The sequence below is a fragment of the Mucilaginibacter sp. genome (genome assembly GCF_965277465.1).
Lineage (GTDB): Bacteria > Bacteroidota > Bacteroidia > Sphingobacteriales > Sphingobacteriaceae > Mucilaginibacter.
The window spans coordinates 934,680-960,074 of sequence record NZ_CBDICW010000001.1; the positions used below are offsets into that span (position 1 = coordinate 934,680).

At 42.3% G+C, this 25,395-nt stretch carries 18 protein-coding genes; 12 read left to right on the forward strand and 6 right to left on the reverse strand.

Going from position 1 to position 25,395, the window contains the following annotated elements; all coding sequences use genetic code 11:
- Positions 1–77 precede the first annotated feature (77 nt).
- From ACQY4U_RS04315 to ACQY4U_RS04325, 3 genes are all read left to right on the forward strand, one after another.
- A complete protein-coding gene (locus ACQY4U_RS04315) occupies positions 78–2,945 on the forward strand; it encodes a M16 family metallopeptidase (RefSeq protein WP_428328161.1) in 2,868 nt (955 codons plus the stop codon).
- 124 nt (positions 2,946–3,069) lie between these two features.
- Entirely contained in the window at positions 3,070–3,930 is an 861-nt protein-coding gene (locus ACQY4U_RS04320; protein ID WP_428328162.1) for an alpha/beta fold hydrolase, read from the forward strand.
- Between the two features lie 49 nt (positions 3,931–3,979).
- A complete protein-coding gene (locus ACQY4U_RS04325) occupies positions 3,980–6,544 on the forward strand; it encodes a ligase-associated DNA damage response DEXH box helicase (RefSeq protein ID WP_428328163.1) in 2,565 nt (854 codons plus the stop codon).
- 20 nt (positions 6,545–6,564) lie between these two features.
- Here the strand turns inward: ACQY4U_RS04325 and ACQY4U_RS04330 are convergent, their stop codons facing one another.
- From ACQY4U_RS04330 to ACQY4U_RS04345, 4 genes are all read right to left on the reverse strand, one after another.
- Positions 6,565–6,753, reverse strand: coding sequence for a hypothetical protein (locus ACQY4U_RS04330; protein WP_428328164.1), 189 nt, complete (start codon positions 6,751–6,753; stop codon positions 6,565–6,567).
- Positions 6,754–6,761: 8 nt separating this feature from the next.
- A complete protein-coding gene (locus ACQY4U_RS04335; protein ID WP_428328165.1) occupies positions 6,762–6,956 on the reverse strand; it encodes a hypothetical protein in 195 nt (64 codons plus the stop codon).
- Between the two features lie 61 nt (positions 6,957–7,017).
- Positions 7,018–8,229, reverse strand: a complete 1,212-nt coding sequence (locus tag ACQY4U_RS04340; protein WP_428328166.1) for a hypothetical protein — start codon at positions 8,227–8,229, stop codon at positions 7,018–7,020.
- Positions 8,222–10,591, reverse strand: coding sequence for a DUF2339 domain-containing protein (locus ACQY4U_RS04345; protein WP_428328167.1), 2,370 nt, complete (start codon positions 10,589–10,591; stop codon positions 8,222–8,224). Before ACQY4U_RS04345 ends, ACQY4U_RS04340 begins: the two co-directional genes overlap by 8 nt.
- A 131-nt stretch (positions 10,592–10,722) precedes the next feature.
- On the opposite strand from ACQY4U_RS04345, the gene ACQY4U_RS04350 reads away from it, so the two are divergent.
- Positions 10,723–13,098 (forward strand): alpha-L-rhamnosidase C-terminal domain-containing protein, encoded by a 2,376-nt coding sequence (locus tag ACQY4U_RS04350; RefSeq protein WP_428328168.1) that lies wholly within the window; start codon positions 10,723–10,725, stop codon positions 13,096–13,098.
- Between the two features lie 154 nt (positions 13,099–13,252).
- Here the strand turns inward: ACQY4U_RS04350 and ACQY4U_RS04355 are convergent, their stop codons facing one another.
- On the reverse strand, positions 13,253–13,933 hold the full coding sequence (locus ACQY4U_RS04355; RefSeq protein WP_428328169.1) for a response regulator transcription factor: 681 nt from the start codon (positions 13,931–13,933) through the stop codon (positions 13,253–13,255).
- Positions 13,905–15,407, reverse strand: a complete 1,503-nt coding sequence (locus tag ACQY4U_RS04360; protein ID WP_428328170.1) for a sensor histidine kinase — start codon at positions 15,405–15,407, stop codon at positions 13,905–13,907. Before ACQY4U_RS04360 ends, ACQY4U_RS04355 begins: the two co-directional genes overlap by 29 nt.
- A 121-nt stretch (positions 15,408–15,528) precedes the next feature.
- Between ACQY4U_RS04360 and ACQY4U_RS04365 the strand changes: the two genes are divergently transcribed.
- The 8 genes from ACQY4U_RS04365 to pgl all read left to right on the forward strand — a co-directional run bounded on the left by ACQY4U_RS04365 (position 15,529) and on the right by pgl (position 25,357).
- Positions 15,529–16,722 carry a TIGR03435 family protein gene (locus ACQY4U_RS04365; RefSeq protein WP_428328171.1) on the forward strand — a complete coding sequence of 398 codons (1,194 nt, stop codon included), beginning with the start codon at positions 15,529–15,531 and terminating at the stop codon, positions 16,720–16,722.
- Positions 16,723–16,990: 268 nt separating this feature from the next.
- Positions 16,991–17,746 (forward strand): ROK family protein, encoded by a 756-nt coding sequence (locus ACQY4U_RS04370; protein ID WP_428328172.1) that lies wholly within the window; start codon positions 16,991–16,993, stop codon positions 17,744–17,746.
- A 13-nt stretch (positions 17,747–17,759) separates the two neighbouring features.
- Positions 17,760–19,766, forward strand: a complete 2,007-nt coding sequence (tkt, locus tag ACQY4U_RS04375; RefSeq protein ID WP_428328173.1) for a transketolase — start codon at positions 17,760–17,762, stop codon at positions 19,764–19,766.
- Between the two features lie 84 nt (positions 19,767–19,850).
- Complete coding sequence (tal, locus tag ACQY4U_RS04380) at positions 19,851–20,948, forward strand: transaldolase (RefSeq protein WP_428328174.1); 1,098 nt, start codon at positions 19,851–19,853, stop codon at positions 20,946–20,948.
- 5 nt (positions 20,949–20,953) lie between these two features.
- Positions 20,954–21,586: an HAD family hydrolase gene (locus ACQY4U_RS04385; protein ID WP_428328175.1), complete on the forward strand. Its 633-nt coding sequence runs from the start codon at positions 20,954–20,956 to the stop codon at positions 21,584–21,586.
- Positions 21,583–23,010, forward strand: coding sequence for an NADP-dependent phosphogluconate dehydrogenase (gndA, locus tag ACQY4U_RS04390; protein WP_428328176.1), 1,428 nt, complete (start codon positions 21,583–21,585; stop codon positions 23,008–23,010). The genes ACQY4U_RS04385 and gndA overlap by 4 nt, the downstream gene beginning before the upstream one ends.
- Before the next feature lie 25 nt (positions 23,011–23,035).
- Positions 23,036–24,550, forward strand: a complete 1,515-nt coding sequence (gene zwf, locus ACQY4U_RS04395) for a glucose-6-phosphate dehydrogenase (RefSeq protein WP_428328177.1) — start codon at positions 23,036–23,038, stop codon at positions 24,548–24,550.
- A gap of 84 nt (positions 24,551–24,634) precedes the next feature.
- Positions 24,635–25,357, forward strand: coding sequence for a 6-phosphogluconolactonase (pgl, locus tag ACQY4U_RS04400; RefSeq protein WP_428328178.1), 723 nt, complete (start codon positions 24,635–24,637; stop codon positions 25,355–25,357).
- The last annotated feature ends 38 nt before the right edge of the window (positions 25,358–25,395 follow it).

Consider the following 25,395-nt stretch of genomic DNA (forward strand, 5'->3'; position numbering starts at 1 on the left):
ATCCAATAAATCAACGGCTGCAACTTGTAACTAAGCTTTTCGTTTTGCATCTTAGCAGAATATACCCTGATTAAAAAATGAATTTAAACCTTAAAATCTCTATAGCTGCTTTTGCTTTGCTTGTTGCATCGGGCGGGGCAATGGCGCAGGTTAAAAAAAAGCCTGTTTCATCAGCTTCAAAAAAACCTGTTGCGGCACCTGCTGCAGAACAAAAGCGTCTTAATCTTTTACCTACTGATCCGGATGTGATCATTGGCAGGTTGCCAAACGGATTAACTTATTATATCCGCAAAAACACCGAACCTAAAAACCGCGCCGAATTATACCTGGTTAATAAAGTAGGATCGGTATTAGAAGCTGACGACCAGCAGGGCCTTGCTCACTTTACCGAGCACATGGCTTTTAATGGCACCCGTGATTTTCCTAAAAACGACCTGGTAAATTACCTGCAAAAAGCAGGCGTAAAGTTCGGTGCCGATCTGAATGCCTATACATCGTTTGATGAAACCGTTTATCAGCTGCCCTTGCCTACCGATACTGCTAAAGTATTTGAAAATGGCTTTGTTATACTGGCTAACTGGGCCTCATACCAATCGTTCGATACAAAAGAAATTGATGCCGAGCGTGGTGTAGTGTTAGAAGAGGAGCGGATGAACGGCAAAAATGCACAGGAGCGTTTGCGCAACCAAACCTACCCGGTATTGCTTAATAATTCACGATATGCACAGCGTATACCAATTGGTAAGGATGAAGTGCTTAAAACGTTTAAACCAGAAACTATAAAGAGTTTTTATCATGACTGGTACCGTCCTGATTTGCAGGCGGTAATTGCTGTAGGTGATTTTAATCCTAAGGACGTTGAAAATTTGATCATTGTAAATTTCGCTTCGCTCAGGGGCCCGGCGGTTGAAAAACCACGGATAAAATATACAGTACCCCCAACACCGGGTACGGTGGTTAAAATAGCAACCGATAAAGAGTTTCCTTATACGCTTGCCCAGATCATTGTAAAACATCCGGAAACAGTGGTTAGAACATCAGCAGATCTGTTAGAGAACATTCGCGTGCAATTATTTAACCAGATGCTGAACGATCGTTTAGGCGAACTGCTTCAAAAACCAAACCCGCCATTTTTATTCGGGCAGGCAAGTTACGGAGGCTTTATAGGCAAGCAGGATGCATTTACTGCAATAACCGTTTCAAAACCGGGTGGGCTGGAAGTAGCTGTAAAATCACTTACTGCCGAAATTGAACGTGCAAGACAATTTGGCTTTACCCTTACCGAGCTTGAGCGTGCAAAGCAAACGGCATTATTAGGTATTGATAATGCTTACCGCGAAAGGGATAAAACCAAATCGGTAAATTTTGTGAACGAATATTCACAGAACTTCCTGTCGGGCGAAGCCATTCCGGGTATCTCGTTTGAGTATAATTTTTATGTGAACAACATCAACAAGATCACCCTTGCCGAAGTAAATGCTATGGCAGGAAAGTTTGTGAGCGACCAGAACCGCGTTATTATTGTTGAAGCACCCGACGCAGAAAAACCTAACCTGCCAAATGAAAAAACACTGCTGGACTGGATTGGCAGCGCAGGCAAAGACCTTAAACCATATATTGATAATACAACTGATAAACCTTTATTAGATAAACTGCCCGTTGCGGGTAAAGTGGTAAGTGCCGTAGGCGATAGCCTGATTGGTGTAACTAACTTAGTATTGAGCAATGGCCTAAAGGTGGTACTTAAGCCCACTAAGTTTAAAAATGATCAGATCCTGATTAATGGGTACAGCTTTGGGGGTACCTCGCTTGCCAGCGATGAGGATTATACCTCGGCCGAATTATCAGGCGGTATTATAGGCAGCAGCGGGATTGAAGATTTTACGCAGGTACAACTAGATAAAATGCTGAGTGGTAAAAACGTTAACGTAACCCCATACATCAGCGATGTAGCACAAGGTATAACGGGCAGCGCAACCCCTAAAGATTTTGAAACTGCTCTGCAATTGATCTACCTGTATTTTACACATCCGCGTAAGGATGCTGATATATGGCAGTCAAACATTAGTCAGACCAAGGCAATTTTGGCCAATCGTGGCGTTGACCCGGGAAGTGTTTTTCAGGATACTATTTCATCAACCCTGAGCAACCATAATTTTAGAGAGATGGTAGTAACTGCCGATAGGTTGGATAAGGCCAGCCTTGATAAAGCATACGCATTTTACCAGGATCGTTTTGCCGATGCCAGCAACTTTACATTTACTTTGGTGGGTAACTTTACGGTTGCAGCGGTAAAGCCTTATTTAGAAGCATACCTGGGCAGCCTGCCATCAACAAACAGTAAGGAAACTTATAAGAATTTAAAAATTGTTCCGCCTGCCGGGCAGATCAGTAAAACTGTTTATAAAGGTATTGGTGATAAAAGTAACGTACAGTTAGTTTTTAGCGGTGCGTATGATTATAACGAAGCTAACAATATCCAGATAGATGCCCTTGAAGAAATTTTGCAGATAAAACTTACCGAGCGCCTGCGCGAAAAGGAAAGTCAAACTTATGCACCGGGGATAAGGGCCAACTATAGAAAGATCCCTAACAGCAGATATAGCTTTACCATATCTTTTGAATGTGCCCCAGCCAATGTTGACAAGCTGATTGCTGATGCACTTGACGAGGTAAATAAAATAAAACAAAGTGGTGCCCTGCAAACTGACATTGAAAAGTTTACCGCCGAAGAGGCACGTTCAACACAATTGCAGTTAAAGGAGAATGTTTTTTGGGCCGGGTATTTAGGTGCGGCTTCACAAAATCAGGATAACCCGGATGCCATATTGAACCACGTAAGCAGCTTAAGTGGCATTACCGTACAAAGCACTAAAGATGCAGCTAATAAATATTTAAGCGGCGATAATTTGATCAAGTTTATATTGCTTCCGGCCAAGAAGTAAAGGGAATTTGATCGGTGTAAAGGAGGGCCATTGTCAAACGGCCCTCCTTTTTTTGTTGACGTTAGTTTAGCAATGGGTATTATTTTTTATTTATGATAGATTTGAGTATCCTCCACTACATAGCATGAAAAAACTAAAGCAAATTATTGCACAGCTTACTACAGCTACGGATATGCCTGCAAATGAGCTTAATAATTTGCTTTGGCAATTTATATGCTACTCGCCTAAAATGCCGGTTCGTTTGTACCAGGAGCAGTTGTTAAACGAGGCCGAAAAATTCAGCCTTGTGGTTCCTGATGATTATTTTGCTAAAAAAGACCTGGTTTTTAACGGCTTTAAATGGGGTAATGGTTCGCGTAAAATCCTCATTACGCATGGCTGGGGTTCAAAGGCCGGCGATTTTACTGACATCATAACCGCACTAAAAACGATTGACGATGTGCAAATCATCGCCTTTGATGCACCGGGAAACGGCAGTTCGGAGGGTGAGCTTTCAAACCTGCTTTTATTTGTGCTATCGGTAAAGGCCATAATTGAAAAATATGGGGAGCCCGATGTTTTGATAGGCCACTCTCTGGGTGCAATGGCAAATATCATAGCCGTTAAGGAAATGGCGCTCAAACCTGAATTGTTAATTAGCCTTACGCCACTGGTGCGTCTTAAAGAGAATTTTGAGGATAGCATGCGAGCAGTAGGTATCCCGCAGGCAGCTCAGGTTGATTTTTTAAAGGATTTTGAACATAAATTTGGTAAGCCCGCTTCCTATTTTAACCTGAAGGATTGGCATGTGTTTGGTAAACCGCTTAACCACTGGCTGGCTTATGATAAAAACGACCGGATCTCGACCTTTAATTATATGGAAGATTTTTTGAACAGCAACCCAACCGTAAGGCATGAAAACTATGCAGATGCCGGGCACGACAGGATCATAAAATCGGAACAGTTAATTGCTGATCTGGTGAATGAGGTGAGGGCAGTAGTTTAAATTTTAGCAGCTTTATAACTTATTGCTTTTTGCATTGTATATTATTGGCATGGTTACAAAAGGGCAACAGGTTATTCAACAATGGTATCAGCAAAAAAACTGGGAGCAGTTTGCCTTTCAGCAGCAAATGGAAGATGCTTATCTCAAAGGCTATTCGGGTTTGTTGAATGCGCCTACCGGCAGCGGTAAAACATTTGCATTGTTTCTACCTTTTTTGGCCGATTTTATAAATAAACATCCCGATACCTATACCCGCCAAACCAATAACGGCTTGCTGATGCTTTGGATAACCCCGCTGCGGGCCTTAACCAATGATATTAAAAAAGCCATGCAGGAGGTATGCGATGAGTTAGGCCTGCCCTGGAAAATTGCAACCCGTACCGGCGATACCTCAGCCGCAGAAAAAGCCGCCCTTAAAAGAAAGCTACCCGAAGTTTTATTAACCACCCCCGAAAGCCTGCACCTGATGCTGGCCCAAAAGGAATATCCTAAAATGTTTAAAGGACTGGAAGTGCTGGTGGTTGATGAATGGCACGAACTTTTGGGCACCAAACGCGGCGTACAGGTGGAGCTGGGCCTATCCAAATTAAAAACACTTAGCCAGGATGCTTTAATCCCGGCTGAAAATAATAAAGCAGTTTCCCGGCTTAAAATATGGGGAATAAGCGCCACCATAGGTAATTTGGAGCAAGCTGCCGAAGTGCTTTTGGGAAATGATTTCCCGCCCGAAAGGATCAGGATGGTGCGGGCCAATCTGGATAAAAAGCTGCTTATTAAATCTATCATTCCTGATAATATTGAAAATTACTCATGGGCCGGGCACATCGGTTTAAAGCTTTTGCCGCAGGTAATGGATATTGTGGCGGTTAGCAAAACTACGCTGATATTTACCAATACACGGTCGCAGTCCGAGATCTGGTACCATGCTATTTTGGATAACTATCCCGAGTATGCAGGGGTAATGGCCATGCACCACGGATCGTTGGATAATGAGTTGCGCAACTGGGTTGAGCAGGCTTTGCATGCCGAAGCATTAAAGGTGGTGGTATGTACATCGAGCCTTGATCTTGGGGTAGATTTCAGGCCGGTTGATACCGTGGTTCAGGTGGGCAGCCCAAAAGGTGTTGCCCGTTTTATGCAGCGTGCAGGGCGAAGCGGTCACCATCCGGGTGCTGTATCCAAAGCGTATTTTGTGCCCACACACTCGCTGGAGTTATTAGAAGGGGCAGCCCTTAAGCAGGCCATTAAAGAGGGCATATTTGAAAGCCGTGACCCATTGTTGCTTACCATGGATGTACTGATCCAGTACATGGTAACGCTGGCCGTATCTGAGGGTTTCAGGGCAGATGAATTGTTTAGGGAAGTAAAAGGCACTTTTGCTTTTGCTGATCTTACCCGCAATGAATTTAACCAGCTGCTTGATTTTATAACCACCGGCGGAAAAACACTTGCCGAGTACGACGAGTTTTTAAAAGTGGAGGTTGAGAACGGCTTGTTTAAGGTAAACAACCGCAGGGTAGCCATGCGGCACCGCCCCAGCATTGGTACCATAACCAGCGAACTGAGTATCCGCGTTAAGTGGTTAAGCGGGGGCAGTTTGGGCACTATTGAAGAATCTTTTGTGAGCAAATTAAAACCGGGGAACACCTTTTGGTTTGCCGGGCGAAGCCTGGAGTTTGTGCGGATGAAAGAAATGTCGGCCTATGTAAAAAAGTCGAATGCTAAAAAGGGGCTTATCCCAAGCTGGGCCGGCGGGCGTATGCCGCTGTCGTCACAGCTATCGGCCGTGTTCAGGGATAAGTTAGATGAGGTGGCCCACGGTATTGAAAAGGATGAAGAGGTGATTGCCCTTAAACCCCTGTTTAACTTACAGGCCGAACTTTCGCACCTGCCGCAAAGCCATGAGTTTTTGATCGAATCGTTTAAATCCAAACAGGGGCACCATTTATTGTTTTACCCTTTTGAAGGGCGTTTGGTACACGAGGGGATGGCATCATTACTGGCCTATCGCATCAGCAAAATAAAAAATGCCAGCTTCTCCATCGCCATGAATGATTATGGCATTGAACTGCTTACTGATGAAGACATTCCTATTGAACAGGTGCTGGAAGATGCCAGCTTTTTTTCGATAGATAATTTGCTGGAAGATATTCAGCATAGCCTTAATGCCAATGAAATGGCCCGGCGCAGGTTCAGGGATATTGCCCATATCGGCGGGCTTGTATTTACGGGCTATCCCGGGCAGCCTATAAAAAACAAGCATTTACAGGCATCCACATCCTTACTATTTGAGGTGTTTACTGAATATGAGCCAGATAATTTATTAGTAAGGCAGGCTTATAACGAGGCCCTGGCTTTTCAGTTAGAAGAGTTCAGGCTGCGGATGGCCTTGCAGCGCATTATCAAACAAAACATTATTTTAAAAACCATTGAACGCCCTACGCCTTTTGCTTTCCCGATTATGGTTGACAGCCTTGGCCGCGAAAAACTAACTACCGAAACACTGGAAGAAAGGATTGCTAAAATGGCCCGACAATACGGTGCCGAAGGTGTTGGCGAAGCTGAGGACAGGAAAGCCCGTAAACCTGGAATAACCAGAAAAAAAGGTTTTTAGTAAACCGTTTTAAATTTGGCTTAGGATTTTGGCGGCGATTTTATTAAAATAATTACCAGCCATATAATGGATATTACCTGCACCATTATCATACTGCCCGATACCATTTGGCCGCCCGGCCAATGCATTATTTTCAATACCGTACCAAACATCATCCCTACAAAACTGAGGATAAAAAGAATAAGGGGGTATCTGAAATTGTAAAACATCGGCTTGGTTATTTAGCGCTTTTTTGTCGTTTGCTTTTAACATAAGCAATAATTGTAGGCAGTTTCACAATTAAAAAACCTATTGCAGCCCCGGCAATTAAGCTGGTCCATTTTTCAACAGCCGGATCAAAGCCTATAATGCTTACGCCTATCATTATAAGCGCCAAAAAAGCGACAAACACATAGATGAAGATCTTTCTCATACTACAAATGTATTGCTTGATTTAATGATTAATGCACTATTGTTAAAAATAGCTATAAACACTATGCCGCCGTATTTTTATTGTTCATCTCTTTGGTCATTTTTAAAGTAAGGAATAAGAGCAGTATTACCGCAATTATTATGGCTCCCCATATAATAGCCGTGTTATTATGCACCTGTTTTATAACAGGTTTTAAATAAGCAGGATTATCAATTACCGCTGCATGGCTGATGCCCGAAATTATACCGTGGATGCTATCCGTAAAAAATTTAAGATCATAACTGGGGGCATTTGCTTTTGTATTGCCTGTTAATAAATAGTAGGGTTGCCCGGCTTCCAGGTAGCTTACAATATACTGGTCTGTTTGGTATAGCTGTGCGCCCTTAACTATGAGCGGTAAGTTATCCTCGTTGTTAATTTTAAGCAGCAGTTTATCGGTTTTTGCAGATAAGAGCAGCGTAGGGTTAGCAGCCGAGTTTAATTCAGATTCGCTGATCAGCTCCGGATATTTTCCGCCGTCATCATAAACAGCAACCTGGCGCTTAAAATATTTAGGCCCGCTAATGTTTAAATGGACTTTATTGATAAGGTATTTATCGTTCAGCTTTATGGTAATGTACGAAGTGCTGCCACTATCGGCCTGCGTAACGGATACCGGTAAAATAGCCTGGTAATCATTGATCAGTACGGAACTGGTATAAACCCCCGCCTCCATAAATTTAATAGGCGTTTTGTTTTTATCGTTTACCAGGATTTTTAAGTAATGATAATTACTTGCCGGGAAACTTAGCGATTGTATATAAGTAGCGCTATTATTCAGGTCGGCCTGCTCCAGTGGCACGCCTTCTTCAATAGCAAACCACCGGTTCAGATCATCGCTGCCCGAAATGCTCATGGTACGGATTACGGCTGTGCTTTTAAGCCTGATCCAGATGCGGCTAATGGGTTGCTGAGCCTTATTTTCAACCACCATACTGGTACCACTGTCGGTTTGCAGCAAAACCTTAACCTGCGGAAATACCACAAAACTTTGCTGTGGTTTTACCGGCATATTTGCAGCATCCACATAAGGGATATAGTGCCCTTTGGCATCGGTTAAGCGCAGGTCGGTAAGGCCCTCATTGCTTTTGGCAACGATAGATGGTAGCAGGCTGATCTTGTAAAAACCGGCAGAGTCAATTTTTTGCACGCTTGCCCGGTACTTAAAACCGCTTTGTGCAAACGATACCAACGCCACAAAACAAAACAGGGGCAGTAATAATAATTTACTCATCCTTGGGTTTGGCCTCATCATCAACAATTATTTTTTTAACCTTTTGGTACATGAACGAAATGATCAGTAATAAGACCCCTAAACAAAAGAAAGCCGCAATTTTACCCGCAACCGGTATGTTATTAATATCAAACAAAAATAATTTAAGCAGCGTAACCGAGAACAAGCTTAATGAAATTATGCGGAGAACACGCTGTTTATTCCGCATCCCTATCCACATCAGTATAAATGACGATACCCCCCAAAGAATCGGCAGCCCGGTTTTTATATAAACGGTTTGAATTAAGTCGATAGAATCTTCCTTCGAGAAGAATATCACCTCGCTCATCAGGCATACCTCCAAACTTAAAAATGCAACAATTGCGCCGGATATTAACCACGCAGCAGTAACTATTAAATCCTCTTTAAAATAATTGCGGTATAAACCAACAAGCTGGTAAAACAACAGGCAAATAAACAAGGCGCTGATCCAATGTGCTGTAAAGTGCGATAAGGCAATTTTTTTATTTTCAAGTATTTCCTGTAACTGATCAAAATAAACAGGGTTAAGTACCAGGTAAACTATGATAATTATAATTACTAATACGGTGCTGATTGGCCAGATACTATCGGCGCCGTTTACTTTTGCCGATAGGATATTGTACACATAAATAAATGCCGGCGCATATAGCATCAGGTATATAATATTCAGGCTGCTATCCGGATAGTAATAACTAAACTGGTGATTGATCTCTAACACCCCGCTCAAAAACAACAGGATAAAGGCAATAATGCGGTAAATGTTTTTGTTGATCAGGATGCCATAAAACTCGGTAGCTTGATCCCTTTTCATCAGGATATATAACAGGTACGAACTGATTGCTGCAAACAATGTGGTAATAAAGCCCTTGTTGGCAATAATAGTAAGTTGCGTATCTGTATAGATATAGATCTGCACCAGATCGATAAACAAACTAAGGAACATTGCCAGCCAGATAAGCAGTGATGCCAGTTTCATTAACTTTATAGACGACCGTAAGTACAGCCAGTAAAGCAATACCGTTTCTGATGCCCAGAACAAGGTAATGTTGTTACCATGCAGCTGAATTGGGGCCGTAAGCGAAATAAAGGTTAGCGTAATGCCAATTAAAAGGTATAGGATATTAGGATCAACCTTCCGGTTTTTAAACAGCACGAACGATAATACTAAGTTTAAGGCGCCCAAGGCCGCGCTGAAAAGGCCCCGGTATTCGGTCATGTGCATTACGGTTAGCAGGTAAAGGCCCGCTGCAAAATAAAGTGCTGTATTGGTAAGCAGTATAGAAAAATCAATAGCCAGGAATTTCCTGTTCTCGCGCACGTTATTGATGATATTGATAATGAAGAATAGCAAATAAAATATACTCGCAAACCTGAACCCAATAATATAAGTAGCTGTAGTTAAGGTAAACAGTACAGTAGCAAATACAATAACTGATAATACAAATGCCGAAATATTAAGGATACGCCAGGCTTTAAAATAAGCTATTATTAATAGCCCGGTATTTAAAACTAACAGGTAAATAAACAAACCATTATAATTTGCTGAGCCGTTACTTACCATAAACGGGCTGGCAAAACCACCAATCAGGGCAATTACGGCAAGTTCCTGTTTATCATATAACAAGGACAACATCACCGCAAACAGTGTTATCACAATAAGGATAACAAGGGCAATGCCTTGGCTAAACAAATGAAATTCCTGGTAGGCCAGCGTAATGGTAAAATAAAATATGGCTAAACCACCACCCACTAATACAGAGCTAAAGGCTTTATAGCTGTTGCGCATCCGGTGGGCAAAGCCTACTAAAATACCGCCGCAAACTATCCCGATGCCCACACGGCCAACCGCACCAACCCAATTATTGTCTATAGCATATTTTACAAAAAAGCCGATGGCTAATACCAAAATAGCAATCCCTATTTTATTGATCAGGTTTTCGCCGATGAATTTTTCAAGATCGGGGTAACGCTCAAAAAACGAAAGTTCGGGTTCTTTAATTACCTGCGGAATAGGCTCGGGTGTTTTTACAGGTTTGCGTATAGCTGCAATATCATCGGCAATAACAACAGGTTGTTTTTCTTTAACAGGTTCCGGTTTGGGTATTTCGGGTTTTGGCGGTTCGGGTACTTTAACCTCGTCATGTGGCCAAACGGTGGGTGGGACCACAGGTGTTTCTTTGGGTGCAGAGGGTGTTTTATTCTCCGTTTCACGTTTCCTTAACAATGTTTGCAACTCCAGGATCCCGTGTTCCAGGTTATAGAGTTTTTGGTTCACATTGTTTTTGTTAACGATGATAATTATAATAAGTACAAGTAATAATATAACGGTTAGTACATCCATGTTTAAAGGTTAGTAAAATAAAGATAGCTGTATTTAGGGCTAATACAAGGCATCCGATAAAATTATGCCATCCGTGAGTTTAGCATAATGCAAATAAAACAGGTAATTTAAGGCACTCTATTATAAACACCATGAGATCATTTTTTACTGTTGCAATGCTGGCATTGGCCCTGTTGTTTGCAACAACAGCCCACGCACAAACTACAGACCGTACGGTATTAACCAAACAATGGAACGCCTACTGGATTGCTGCTGCCAATGATGCCGGCCGCGATTATGGGGTATATTATTTCAGAAGAAGTGTTGATCTGCCGGCAAAGCCTGCATCTTTTAAGATCCATGTATCTGCCGACAATCGCTATAAACTTTATGTAAACGGCACATTGGTTTCTTTGGGCCCTGCTCGCGGCGATACCTATTACTGGAATTATGAAACGGTTGATCTGGCTCCTTATCTTATTGCTGGTAAAAACACCATGGCTGCTGTTGTTTGGAACGATGGCATTTATCGCCCCGAGGCACAGATCTCCCTACGTACAGGTTTTGTATTGCAGGGAAACAGTGCGGCAGAAGAAGTTTTGAATACCGATAAAACATGGAAATGCATACAGGATAAAGCCTACCAGCCTTTAACCGGTATTGGCTATTATACCTATTATGTTGCCGGGCCTGGCGAAATATTAGATATGGGTAAAACTATAAAAAGATGGATGGCTGCTGATTTTGATGATAGCGCGTGGCCCAATGCTGCAAGTTTAGATCATGCTAAACCAAAGGGCGTGGCAGATGCTTTCGGCTGGATGCTGGTACCATCGCCATTGCCGCAAATGGAGTTAACCATGCAGCGCATCCCGGTTTTGCGCAAAGCGGATGGTATGAGTGTGCTCGAGTCTTTCCCGGCAGTAAAAACTTCTATAACTATCCCGGCTAACACAACGGCCACTTTTATCCTTGATCAAACGTACTTAACCAACGCCTATTTAACACTCAATTTTAGTAAAGGCAAGGATGCCGGAATCTCCATTACCTATGCCGAAGCACTGTTTGATAACATTAAAAAATACGGCTCCAGAAAAGGTAACCGCAATGATATTGAAGGCAAGGATTTTGCCGGAAGAAAAGACAGCCTGATAGCAAATGGCTCGGATGCCCAAACGTTTACCACGCTTTACTGGCGCACGTACCGATATATTCGCCTGCGGGTACAAACAAAAAACCAGCCATTAGTAATTGCCGATATTTACGGAACCTTTACCGGGTATCCGTTTAAACGCAATGCCGTATTAACTACAGACAAGCCCGAAATGCAAACAATATTGGATATAGGCTGGCGTACAGCAAGGCTTGATGCCATAGAAACCTATATGGACTGCCCTTATTATGAGCAACTGCAATATATAGGCGATACGCGCATACAGGCAATGGTATCTTATTATAACAGCGGAGATGACAGGCTGGCCCGCAATGCCATTAACCTGATGGATCATTCACGGATTGGTGAAGGCTTAACGCTGAGCAGGCACCCGTCTTTTAGTCCGCAGATTATCTCTACCTTCTCATTATGGTACATTGGCATGCTGCACGATTACTGGATATATCGTTCCGATAGCGGCTTCGTAAAAGATAAGTTGCCGGGATCAAGAGCGGTACTTGAATTTTTCAGTAAATACCAGGAATCCGACGGTTCATTGAAGGGTACCCCTTATTGGACCTTTGTAGACTGGGCGGCAAGCTGGGGATACGGTATGCCACCAAAAGGCAGCAACGGTAATTCTGCTATTCTGGATATGCAATTATTGCTGGCCTACCAGCAGGCCGAAGAAATGGAAACAAAAATGGGTCTGCCTGATTTTGCAAACCTATACCGAAAAAAGATAATCCAGCTAAAGCAAATCATTCAAAATAAATACTGGAACCCCGACCGAAAGCTGTATGCGGATACTGAGGACAAGAACATTTACTCGCAACATGCTAATTCGCTGGCTATATTAACCGGGTTAATAAAAGATGGTGCAGCCACGGATCTAAGTAAAAATATACTGGCCGATACCTCATTAACCCAATGCACCATCTACTTTAAATATTATATGCACCAGGCTTTGGTAAAAGCAGGTTTGGGTAATAATTATATGAGCTGGCTGGATGTATGGCGAAAAAACATTAGCATGGGCCTCACTACCTGGGCCGAGATCTCCGACTTGCCCAATAGCCGCTCAGATTGCCACGCCTGGGGGGCCAGCCCTAACATTGAATTTTTCAGAACCATATTGGGGATTGACAGCTACGCCTCCGGGTTTAGCAAAATAAGGGTTGAACCACATTTGGGCGATTTGAAAACCATAAGCGGCGAAATTCCGCATCCTAACGGAAAGGTGGCTGTTGCTTACGCGCAGGAGAAAGATCAATGGCACATAAAGATCTCGCTGCCCCAAAATACATCCGGCATATTTGTTTGGAAAGGGAAAACATACCCATTAAAGGCCGGCGAAAATTTGTTCAGGATATAGTGTTAAGCTGTAAGCTTAAAACATGCAGCCCACGAGTTACAAACTCGCGGGAGCGGTTCCATGCGGGCAAAGGCCACTGCGCCTATCCTTCGAGTACCTCAGCATGACACCCGATCGGAAAACTTAAAAAAAAAGGCCTGTCATTGTGAAAAGCTTACTCCGTTAACTTATACCCAACACCCCTAATATTAATGATCTCGATAGAAGGGTCGTGCAGCAGGTGTTTGCGTAGTTTGGTAATGAAAACATCCATAGTGCGAGTATTAAAAAAATTATCATCGCCCCAAAGCTTCAGCAAAACTGCTTTGCGGTCGAGCACCTGGTTTTTGTGCTGGGTTAACAGTGACAACAATTCATTTTCACGGTGCGAAAGCTTACAGAATAATTGGCCGTTTAACCAAAGCTCCTGCTTAGTCATATCAAAAGTATATTGCCCTATTGAAATACTTTGCGGTATTACCTCTGATGATCTGCGGCGTAAAAGCTCATTAAGCCGCAGTATCAGTTCTTCAAGGCTGAAGGGTTTTTTTAAGTAATCATTCCCGCCGGCTTCATATCCTTTTATTACATCTTCGGTTTGTGATCGGGCAGTTAAAAACAGCATTGGGATCTGTTTATTGGTTTTGCGCACCTCTTCCACAAACGAAAATCCATCCATAAATGGCATCATTACATCAACAATGCAAATATCCCAATCGCTTTTCCTGATAGCTTCCATCCCTAAAACTCCGTTAACAACATGCGTAACCATAAAGCCCCGCTTCCGGAGTGTTTCGCTTACAATTTTTGCTAACTGCAATTCATCCTCAAGCAATAGTACCCTGGCTGGCTTCATGATATATAAGTGGAATGCTGATGATAAATTCTGTTCCCTGGGTTTCTTTGCTGATGAGCGTTAGCGTGCCCTTATGCCGTTCAACAATGCTTTTGGCATAACTAAGTCCCAGCCCGTAACCCTTAACATTATGCACATTGCCCGCTGGTATGCGAAAAAAACGCTCAAATACTTTATCCTGGTATTGCAGGGGTATGCCCGGGCCATTATCTGCAATACTGATCAGGATAGTATTATTTTCTATTTTATGGTTAATGGTAACCTGTGTTCCTGTTCCTCCATATTTAAGTGCATTATCCAATAAGTTGGCAACCGCATTTTTTATTAAAGGCGCATCAATCATAACCATTGCATTTTTATCTGCCTGCTTGTAATTGATAGCCGCATTGATCAGGTTTGATTGTGGCTTATACTCCATTATCAATTGGTTTAGCAGGCTGTTAATATCCGTTTTTACTAAATTAATGCTGGTAGCTTCCTGCTCAATAACCACGCTCTTTAAAATCTGATCAATCAGGGTTGATAAATTAGCCGCCTGGTAACGGATAATGCCCAAATACTCATCAGCCGAATCTTTACTCAAATTAAAATCCTGAATGGCCTCCGCAGCTATATTAATAGTAGCAACCGGGGTTTTAAGCTCATGGGTCATGTTGTTAACAAAATCATCTTTCAGCTTTGCTAACTTATGTTGTGACAATAGCGTTTTAACCGTATAGGCAAAACAAAACAGGGTAATACCTATCAATAATAACGAGGTGATGAGCAGCCATTTCATCTGCCTGAAAAAATATGAGCCGGGGCTTTCAAACCCTGCAATAACAAACTCCTTTAAAAAGGGCCGGCGCAGGGCCGCGTTTACCTTTTGTGTTAAAAACGGATGCTGCTCATCATTATTAGCAGGATTTAACTTAAAGGTAGTGCTGATGTTTTTGGCCAGCAGCTCCTGCTTGTAAAGCAGGTTGAGCGAGGCTAAGTTTATATGGCTGGCATCATAAATTTTTGACAGGCTATCGCCCAATCTTTGCGTATAAAAATATACGATGCCTTTTTTAAGGTCTTCTTTAACTATAAAATCGCCAAAGTGGCTTATAAACATGGTTTTGGCTTTTGGCGTAATGTGTCTTAGCTTCTCTTTAAAATAAGTAAGCCCTAAGCTTATGCCCCGTTCACCCTTTGAATATGGATGCGTATCCTTCATATTAAAAACGGTGGTGCTGTCCCTGTTTTGAACATTACAGGTAATGGTAACAAATGAGGTATCTGCCATCCAGCGCTTAAATACAACAACCATTTTTTGCTGCCGCTGGTCCATCTCCCTGTCTACCGCTGTATTTAACGCGGCATTTATATCATGCTTAAAGGTAGCAACGGTATTTTTATAATTCTGATAGTTCCAGAACAACTGTAGCCCTGTGATGCCAGTAACACATAACGACATCAGTATCAAAATTAAAGTGATGCGCTTTTTCATGGATATAAAAGTAAGGCCTGTTTAACGTATTAACGAAAGTGTTAACACTAATTAACTGTGCTTAACTCGCATTAACTTTTTAACCGGCTTATTCTGCCGTTTTTTGAAATAAAAAACCCAGATGAAAAAATTAAGCCTCTTATTAATACTATTGGTTAATTGCGCTTTTGCGCAGGTAAAAAATGGAGAACCGGTACCCGATATTAATTTTACTACCATTTTAAATGCCCCGCTAAAAACCACTAAACTCAGCCAGCTAAAGGGCAAGGTAGTTTTGATAGAGTTTTGGGCAACATGGTGTGGATCGTGTATTGTGGCAATGCCGCATTTAAAGCAATTGCAGCAAAAATATGCCGGTAAGCTGCAAGTGATCACCATAACTGATGAAACGGTTAAGCGCACGCAGCAGTTTCTTTCTGTTAAGCCCTCAAATTTATGGTTCGCTGTCGATACGAGTAATACCATAGCCAGGCTATTCCCTCATCAGTTAATTCCGCATACGGTGCTTATTTCGGCAGATGGAAAACTAATTGCCAATACCAGTCCTGAATTGGTTACCGATAAAGTGATCGACAGCCTGCTAAATCAGCAGGAAGTGCATTTAGCCGAAAAGAAAGATAATACGCTCGATTACCACGCGATTATTAAAAAATATTTTTTTGCTGCCGATACTGTGAAAAGCAGGTTTATGATGCTGCCCGAAATTAAGGGCGCTCCAGGTTTCAGTACTACTTATTTAAACGACAGCACCTTTCATGGCAGAAGACTTACCGGCGTTAACCTTGACCTAACCACTCTTTATCGCATTGCGAATAATGATTTCCCTTACTCTCGCATGATTGATAAAACCGGGCAAGACAAAAATGCCCCCTCTTATTGCCTCGACCTTATAGTGGCTGATAAAGCCGATCTGTTACCGACCCTGCAAAAAGAGCTTGCCAAAAGATTTGACCTGCAGGCCAAAATTGATCCGCAGATGAAGGAGGTATACCTGCTGAAAATAACCGATGCGGAAAAGTTTAAAAGCATCAGCCGCAATACATCAGGTAAAAGAACCTACTATTCGCGCCATGGTGAAATTGACCAGCAAAATATGTCGATGCATGATTTTGCCGGCTACCTGGAAGATTACGGAACTGGCCGTTTACCTGTAATTGATGAAACCGGAAATACTGAAAAATTTGATATAAAGTTCTCTTTTCAGCCCGAAAACCCTACCAGCCTTACAAAAATATTGAGCGATATGGGCCTCAGTTTACAAAAGCAACAGCACACGGTTGATATGCTGGTGCTGTATAAACCTAACACCTTATAGTATATTTATTAATAACAGATTGATTATTAAACTACTAAGGAAAGCCCGTGAGGGCTTTTTTTATTGTTGATAAGTTTCATTTTGCAATTACATTGTCAAAAGCACCAAAGCATGACGAAAAAAAAACAATCACTTAATGGTTATGTTATTCTTATATTGTTTATTTGAGTTTTCATATATAGTGTATGGTATAAATAATTATTTTATGATATTTACACCACTAATAGCTTAATTCAAATATTCATTACATTCCTGCCAAATTAATTTAATGAAATCAACTCCTCCGCAATTAAAAATTCTCTCCATAGATATTGGGGGATCACACATTAAGGCAACTATCTTAAACCAAAAAGGTGAGTTACAAAAGGATTATGAGAAGGTACCAACACCAATGCCCTCAACTCCTGAAAACTTAATAAAGGCTACAAAAGGATTAGTAAAGAATTTTCCGGGGTACGATAAAATTTCTGTTGGCTTTCCGGGGTATGTAAAAAATGGGGTTATCAAAACCGCTCCAAATTTAGGTACTGATCAGTGGAAGGATTTTGATCTTCAGGCAAAACTAAAAGAAGAATTAGGCCAGGATGCACAGGTGGTAAACGATGCCGATATGCAGGGCCTTGGCGTAGTAAACGGTAAAGGCCTTGAACTGGTAGTTACACTTGGAACAGGCTTTGGAACGGCAATGCTGCTTAACGGCAATTTGCTGCCACACCTGGAGTTTTCGCACCAGCCTTTTGGCAAGTCAAAATCATACGATAAGTATATTGGCGAAGCTGCTCTTGAAAAAGAGGGCAATAAAAAATGGAACAAACGTATGCAAAAGGTTTTTGAAGTTTTAAAAACCGTATTCAATTACGATTATTTATATATAGGGGGCGGCAACTCCGATAAACTCACATTTAAGCTGGATAAGAACATGAAAATTGTTTCGAACGCTGACGGGATAAAAGGGGGAGCCAGATTGTGGGTAAATGATAATGCACCCGAAACAATCAACCCAATAAAAGCTCAAAAAAAATAAACTACTCACTACAATGAACGCAAATACAAAAGACATAGAAACCTTAGCAATTGATACGGTAAGGATTTTATCTGCTGATGCAGTACAAAAAGCAAACTCAGGGCACCCGGGAACGGCGATGGCCCTTGCACCAATGGGCCATGTGCTTTGGACACAGTTTATGAACTACAATCCAAAGAATCCGGATTGGGCAAACCGCGACAGGTTCATCCTTTCATGCGGGCACGCTTGTATGTTACAATACAGCTTTTTGCACTTAACAGGTTATGATCTTTCATTAGACGATATAAAAAACTTCCGGCAGCTTAATAGCAAAACAGCGGGCCACCCTGAATATGGTTTGGCACCGGGTGTTGACGTTACTACCGGGCCACTTGGCCAGGGTTTTGCAAATGGTGTTGGTTTTGCTATTGCACAAAAGCATCTGGCAGCCCGCTACAATAAACCAGGTTTTGAATTGTTCAATTACAAGGTATATGTAATTTGCAGCGATGGTGATATGATGGAGGGTGTAACTTCTGAGGCTGCTTCAATGGCAGGGCATTTGGAGTTAGGCAACATGATCTATTTGTATGATGATAACCACATATCTATTGAAGGCAGTACCGATATTACCTTTAACGAGAATGTACTTAAACGTTTTGAAGCCTACGGCTGGCACGTACAATCAGTTGATGATGTAAATGATACCCACGCTTTACAATTGGCAATAGTTAATGCTAAGGCCGAGGCACAAAAACCATCGTTAATTAAGGTACGTTCATTAATTGCCTACGGTAGCCCCAATAAATCAGGTACTGCAGGTTCACATGGTGCCCCTCTTGGTGCTGATGAAATTAAATTAGTTAAAGAAAACTTTGGCTTTGATCCTGATAAATCATTCAATATCCCTGCCGAAGTAGAAGAATTTTACCACAAAGCAGGTGCAAGAGGCGAAAAGACCGAAGAAAAATGGAACAAATTATTCAGCGATTATAAAGCCAAATACCCTGAGCTTGCTGCCGAATATGAATTACTAAGCAGCGGTCAGCTTCCTGAAGGCTGGAAAGATGCCTTGCCTGTATTTAAAGCCTCTGATCCTAAAATGGCTACCCGTATGGCATCAGGCAAAGTATTAAATGCAATTGCTGCCAAACTGCCAAACTTAATAGGTGGTGCTGCCGATCTTTCTCCTTCAACAGAAACAAACTTAAAGGAATACGATTCATTTACCTCTGAGAACAGGAATGGTCGTAATTTCCACTTCGGTATCCGTGAGCATTCAATGGGTTCTGCAATGGTTGGTATGTCATTAACAAAAGGTGTTATTCCTTTTGGTGCAACCTTCCTGATGTTCTCAGAATATATGCGCCCGCCAATCCGCCTGGCTTCTATCATGAAGATAAGCCCGATATTTGTTTACACACATGACAGTATTGGTTTGGGTGAAGACGGAACTACCCACCAGCCGGTTGAGCAATTGGCTTCATTACGTTCAATCCCGCGTATCACTGTGATCCGCCCGGCTGACGCTAACGAAACTGTACAGGCCTGGAAAGTGGCTGTTGAGCATAAAGGCGGTCCGGTTGTGTTGGTATTTACCCGCCAGGGCTTACCTATCCTTGATCAGGATAAATACGGTAAAGCTACCGGCCTTGAAAAAGGTGCTTACATTTTATCAGAAGCAAGCAAAACACCTCAGCTTATATTAATGGCAACAGGATCAGAAGTTGCTTTAATTATGGATGCACAGGTTAAACTGGAAGCCGAAGGTATTGCTACCCGTGTGGTAAGTATGCCATCGTGGGAGTTATTTGAAAAACAGGATGCTGCTTATAAAGAAAGCGTGTTCCCTAAAGCAATCAAAAAACGTTTGGCTGTTGAAATGGCCTCGCCAATGGGATGGCACAAATACACCACCGATGAAGGCGATATGCTGGGCATGACCACCTTTGGTGAATCAGCCCCGGCCGAAGAGCTTTACAAAGTATTCGGCTTCACTGTTGAAAACGTAGTTAACAAAGCAAAAGCTCTTTTATAGTATAACGCTCCCCTAAAACAGGGGAGCTTTTTTAATTAAAATCCCCCGGATGGGGTTAACCATATTAATACAGCAATAAATATCATGGAAACTAATAAAGTAAAACAAATACACAGCTTTGGTCAAAGTATCTGGCTGGATTTTATTGACCGTGCGATCATTTCGAGCGGAAAATTACAGAAACTGATTGACGAAGATGGTGTTAGAGGCGTTACCTCAAACCCTGCCATTTTTGAAAAAGCAATAACCAGCAGCTCTGATTATGATAATGACATACGCACCCTTGCCGATGGAGAAAAAACTAACGAAGAGATCTTTTTTGGTTTAGCTATCAGCGATATTCAGAATGCAGCAAAGCTTTTTGAAGGCGTTTATAACGAAGGCGTAGTAGGTGCCGATGGTTATGTAAGTTTAGAAGTATCTCCGTTTTTAGCATTAGATACCGAAGGTACAGCTGCACAGGCTGTTGATCTTTGGAAAAAAGTTGACCGCAAAAACGTGATGATCAAAATCCCTGGTACAAAACCAGGTTTAGCGGCTATACGCCAATCTATAGCAAAAGGTATCAACATCAACGTTACCTTATTATTTGGTTTACCACGTTACGAAGAAGTAACAGAAGCTTACATATCAGGCCTTGAAGATCATTTGGCTGCAGGGCATTCAATCGGACATATTTCATCAGTTGCAAGCTTTTTTTTAAGCCGTATTGATGTTTTGGTTGATCCATTGCTTGACGAAAAAGGCTTAGGCGAACTAAAAGGCGAAGTTGCTATCGCATCAGCAAAAAAAGCATACGAAATTTACAAAAGAGTGTTCAGCGGTGAGCGTTGGGAAAAATTAGCAGCACAGGGCGCTAAACCACAACGTTTACTTTGGGCAAGCACCAGCAGCAAGAACCCTGCATTTAAAGATACCAAATACGTTGAGGCCCTTATTGGCCCAGATACCGTTGATACCGTTCCTTTAGAAACTGTTGAAGCTTTCCGCGATCACGGTGTTGCAGCTAATACTTTAGAGCAAGGATTAGATAAAGCTACCGAAATATTGGAAAAGGTCAAAGCAGCAGGTATTGATATTGACAAGCTAACACAGCAGTTAGAGGATGAGGGTATTGAGAAATTCAATAAACCGTTCGAAAAACTGTTGCAGGCTATAGAAGACCAAAAAAGTAAAGTTTAAGCAGCGTGGAAACATTATCAGTCAAGTTCCTGTTCTTTGATATTGGGGGCGTTTTGCTTACCAATGGCTGGGGACATGAATCGCGAGAGGAAGCCGCCAGGAAATTTGGCCTTGACTATAACGAGGTAAAGGAGCTGCATACATTTATTTTTAATGTGTATGAAGCGCACGGTGTAGATCTGGACGAATACCTTGACACGGTAGTTTTTAACCGCCCCCGCGAGTTTACCCGCGAGGATTTTAAAAACTTCATGTTTGAGCAATCAAAGGAGCTGCCGGGTACCCTTGCCTGGTTAAAGGAATGGAAAAAAGATTGCGGGTTCAAAATCATGGCCATCAACAACGAAGGCAAGGAGCTGAACGATTACCGCATCAAAAAATTCAAGCTGCATGATCTGTTCGATTCATTCGTATCATCCTGCGAGGTAGGCATCCGCAAGCCTGATCCGGCTATATTTAAGCTGGCTATGGGTATTGCTATGGCACAACCGCAGGAATGCGTTTATTTTGATGACAGAAAGATGTTTGCACTTGCTGCTGCAAAATTAGGTATGCAGGCACACCAGCACACCAGTTTTGAAACTACCAAAGCAATATTAGAAAATCTAAAAAAAGAAAATCAACCCCAAGTAAAATGAGTGCAACACCAAATAAATATGCTTTTGGCATGATAGGCTTAGGCGTTATGGGCCGCAGTTTACTACTTAACATGGCCGATCACGGTTTTGCCGTGGCCGGGCACGATAAAGATGCCACCAAAGTAGCATCATTAAATGAAGAAGCAGGCGGCAAAGACGTTAAAGGCTTTGGCGATGTTAAGGAATTTATTCAAAGCCTTACCACCCCGCGTGCAATTATGATGCTGGTTCCGGCAGGTAAAATTGTTGACAGCGTTATTGAAGAACTAACCCCGCTTTTAGAAAAAGGCGATATATTGATAGATGGCGGTAACTCGCACTTTACCGATACCAACCGCCGTGTTGATGAGCTGGAGGCTATTGGCCTGCACTTCTTCGGTATGGGTGTATCAGGTGGTGAAGAAGGTGCCCGCCGCGGCCCAAGCATGATGCCGGGTGGCGATAAGGATGCCTACAATGTAATGAAGCCTATATTTGAGGCCATTGCTGCTAAGGTTGATGGCGTGCCATGTGTTACCTATATTGGTCCGGGTGCATCAGGTCACTTTGTTAAAATGGTGCATAACGGTATTGAATACGGTTTAATGCAACTGATAGCCGAAACCTATGAGGTATTGAAAAAAGGCCTTAAAATGGATAATGTGGCTATACAAAAAGTATTTGCCCAGTGGAACAAAGGCAGGTTACAATCCTTCCTGCTGGATATTACCAAAGATATATTTGCCTTTAAAGCGCCTGGAACAGATCACCTTTTATTAGATGATATTAAGGATGAAGCCCGTGCTAAAGGAACCGGTAAATGGACATCACAGGTAGCTATGGACCTTCAGGCCCCTATCCCTACTGTTGATACCGCGGTATCCATGCGCGATCTGTCTAAATACAAAGCTTTACGCGTTAAAGCTGCCGGCTTATACAGTAAAGAAGCCCCTGTTTTAGAAGCCGATGCAGCAGAACTGCTTACCGCTTTAGAGCAGGCCTTTTATTTCACCATGATAATGAGCTATGCGCAGGGTATGCATTTACTATCCAACGCATCTGCAGAATATAAATATGACCTGCACCTGGGCGAGATTGCCAAGATCTGGAGAGGTGGATGTATTATCCGTTCAGAGTTTTTGAACGATATATTCAACGCTTACCAAAAGGATGCAACCCTGGAACATTTACTGTTAGATTCAAACGTACAAGCACTTGTTGAAAGCACAGTGCCGGGTATAAGGGCCGTATTATCAAAAACTATTGCAGCCGGTATTGCTACACCTGCTTATGCTGCATCATTAAGTTACTTCGATGCTTTCCGCAGCGAAAGGATGCCATCAAACCTTACCCAGGCTCAGCGCGATTATTTTGGTGCGCATACTTATGAGTTGATTGGTAAAGAAGGGGTGTTCCATACGCAGTGGACCAAAGCAGAAGAATAATATTTACATTTAATACCTGATCAACATGAGCACAAGCACTAAATCAGAGCCTACTATATTTATCATTTTTGGCGGAACGGGCGATTTAAACTCCCGCAAAATTGCGCCGGCTCTTTATAATCTATTTTTAGATGGCTGGATGCCTAACCAGTTTTCAATAATCGGCACAGGCCGTACTAAACTTACCGATGACCAGTTCAGGGATAACCTGCATAAGGATATTAACCAGTTTTCGCGCAGTGGTAAAGCCGACGATAAAAAATGGGCAGAGTTTGTAAGCAACATTTACTACCAGGTATCTGATGCAACCGATGCTGAAACCTACAAAGAATTTGGCAAACGTATTGACAAGCACAACGCCGAATGGAAAACTAAGGCTAACGTATTGTTTTACCTTGCAGTAGCACCTAACTTTTTCCCGATAATTGCAGCCAATATATCAAAAGCTAAACTTGCCGAAGATAAAAAACGCGTAAGGATCATTATTGAGAAACCATTTGGTCATGATCTGGAAACAGCGAAAGAACTGAACCAGTTATTGAAAAGCATTTTTGATGAGTGCCAGATCTATCGTATTGACCATTACCTGGGTAAAGAAACTGTTCAGAATATTATGGCTTTCCGTTTTGCAAACTCCATTATGGAGCCGCTTTGGAACCGTAATTATATTGAGCATGTACAAATTTCGGTTACCGAGCAGTTAGGCGTTGAAGAACGCGGTGATTATTACGATGGCTCAGGCGCTATGCGCGATATGATCCAGAATCACCTGCTGCAATTGCTTTGCCACGTGGCAATGGAGCCACCTGTTAGCTTTAATGCCGATGAAGTACGCGACCGTAAGGTTGATGTATTAAAGGCCATGCGCAGGTTTGGGCCAGAGGATGTACGTAATTCGGCCGTTAGAGGCCAGTATGGCAGCGGATGGATGAAAGGGAAAGAAGTTGCCGGCTACCGCGAAGAGCCTAAGGTTAACCCCGAATCAAATACTGAAACATTTGCAGCCATTAAGTTTTTTGTGGATAACTGGCGTTGGCAGGGTGTGCCTTTCTATTTACGAACCGGTAAAAGAATGCACCAGTCATCATCAGTTATTACCATTCAGTTTAAGGATGTACCGCATTTAATATTCCCGACAGAGGCCGCCGAAAGCTGGCAGCAAAACAGGCTGATCATTAGCATACAGCCTGAAATGAGCATCCGCTTGCAGGTACAGGCCAAACGCCCGGGTATTGATATGGTATTAAACGCTGTTGATATGGTGTTTGATTACAAGGGTACATATACTACACAGGCTCCAGAGGCCTATGAAACCCTGATACTGGATACCATGCTCGGCGATCAAACGCTGTTTATGCGTGGCGACCAGGTAGAAGCCGCATGGGAATTGGTTATGCCGATACTAAGCACCTGGCAAAATAAAAAGAGTTTAAACTTCCCTAATTATTCTGCCGACTCATGGGGGCCAGAAGCTGCCGAGGCATTAATTGCCCGCGATGGTTTTAATTGGTTTACCTTACCGGTACAGGGAAAGAAATAATTATAATGATGGGCGGTTAAATTTTTATCTCTGCAACGAGCTACTATTTAACCGCCTGTTATTTAACAATAAGAGTTACATACCATGTTAAATATTTTTGATACCGATAATGAAGTACTAACGGCACTGGCCGAATACCTTATTATAATAGGCGGCGAAGCTATTGCCAAAAACGGCAAATTTTCAGTAGCCCTTTCGGGTGGCAGTTCGCCAAAAAAGCTGTATGAATTGCTGGCTACCTCTTTTAGCGATCAGTTAGAGTGGGATAAGGTTTATTTCTTTTTCGGGGATGAGCGCAACGTGCCCCAAACCGATAAAGACAGTAATTACCTGATGGCAAAAACAGCTTTGTTTGACCCTTTAAACATCAGCCCGGCTAATATTTTTGCTGTAGATACAAGCCTGCCACCAAATGAGGCAGCTGCAAAATACCAGGAAGAAATTGAGCAGTTTTTTGATGAGGTTGAATTAAGTTTTGACCTTATACTGCTTGGGCTGGGTGATAATTCACACACGGCTTCATTGTTCCCGCATACCCCGGTTTTACACGACAGGGTACCAGGTGTAAAGGAAGTGTTTTTACAGGATCAGCAGGTATACCGCATTACACTTAATGCCCCGTTAATTAACGAAGCGCAAAACATTGCCTTTTTAGTTTATGGCGAAGGCAAGGCAATAGCCGTACATCATGTAATTGAAGATGATGAAGACATTGAAGAATATCCTGCCCAGTTAATAGAGCCCATAGTAGGCGATCTGCAATGGTTTTTAGATGAAGCAGCAGCAGCTAATCTTAAAAATAAATAAACAATCTAATTATGGCGCTCCCTGTAAACCAGGGAGTG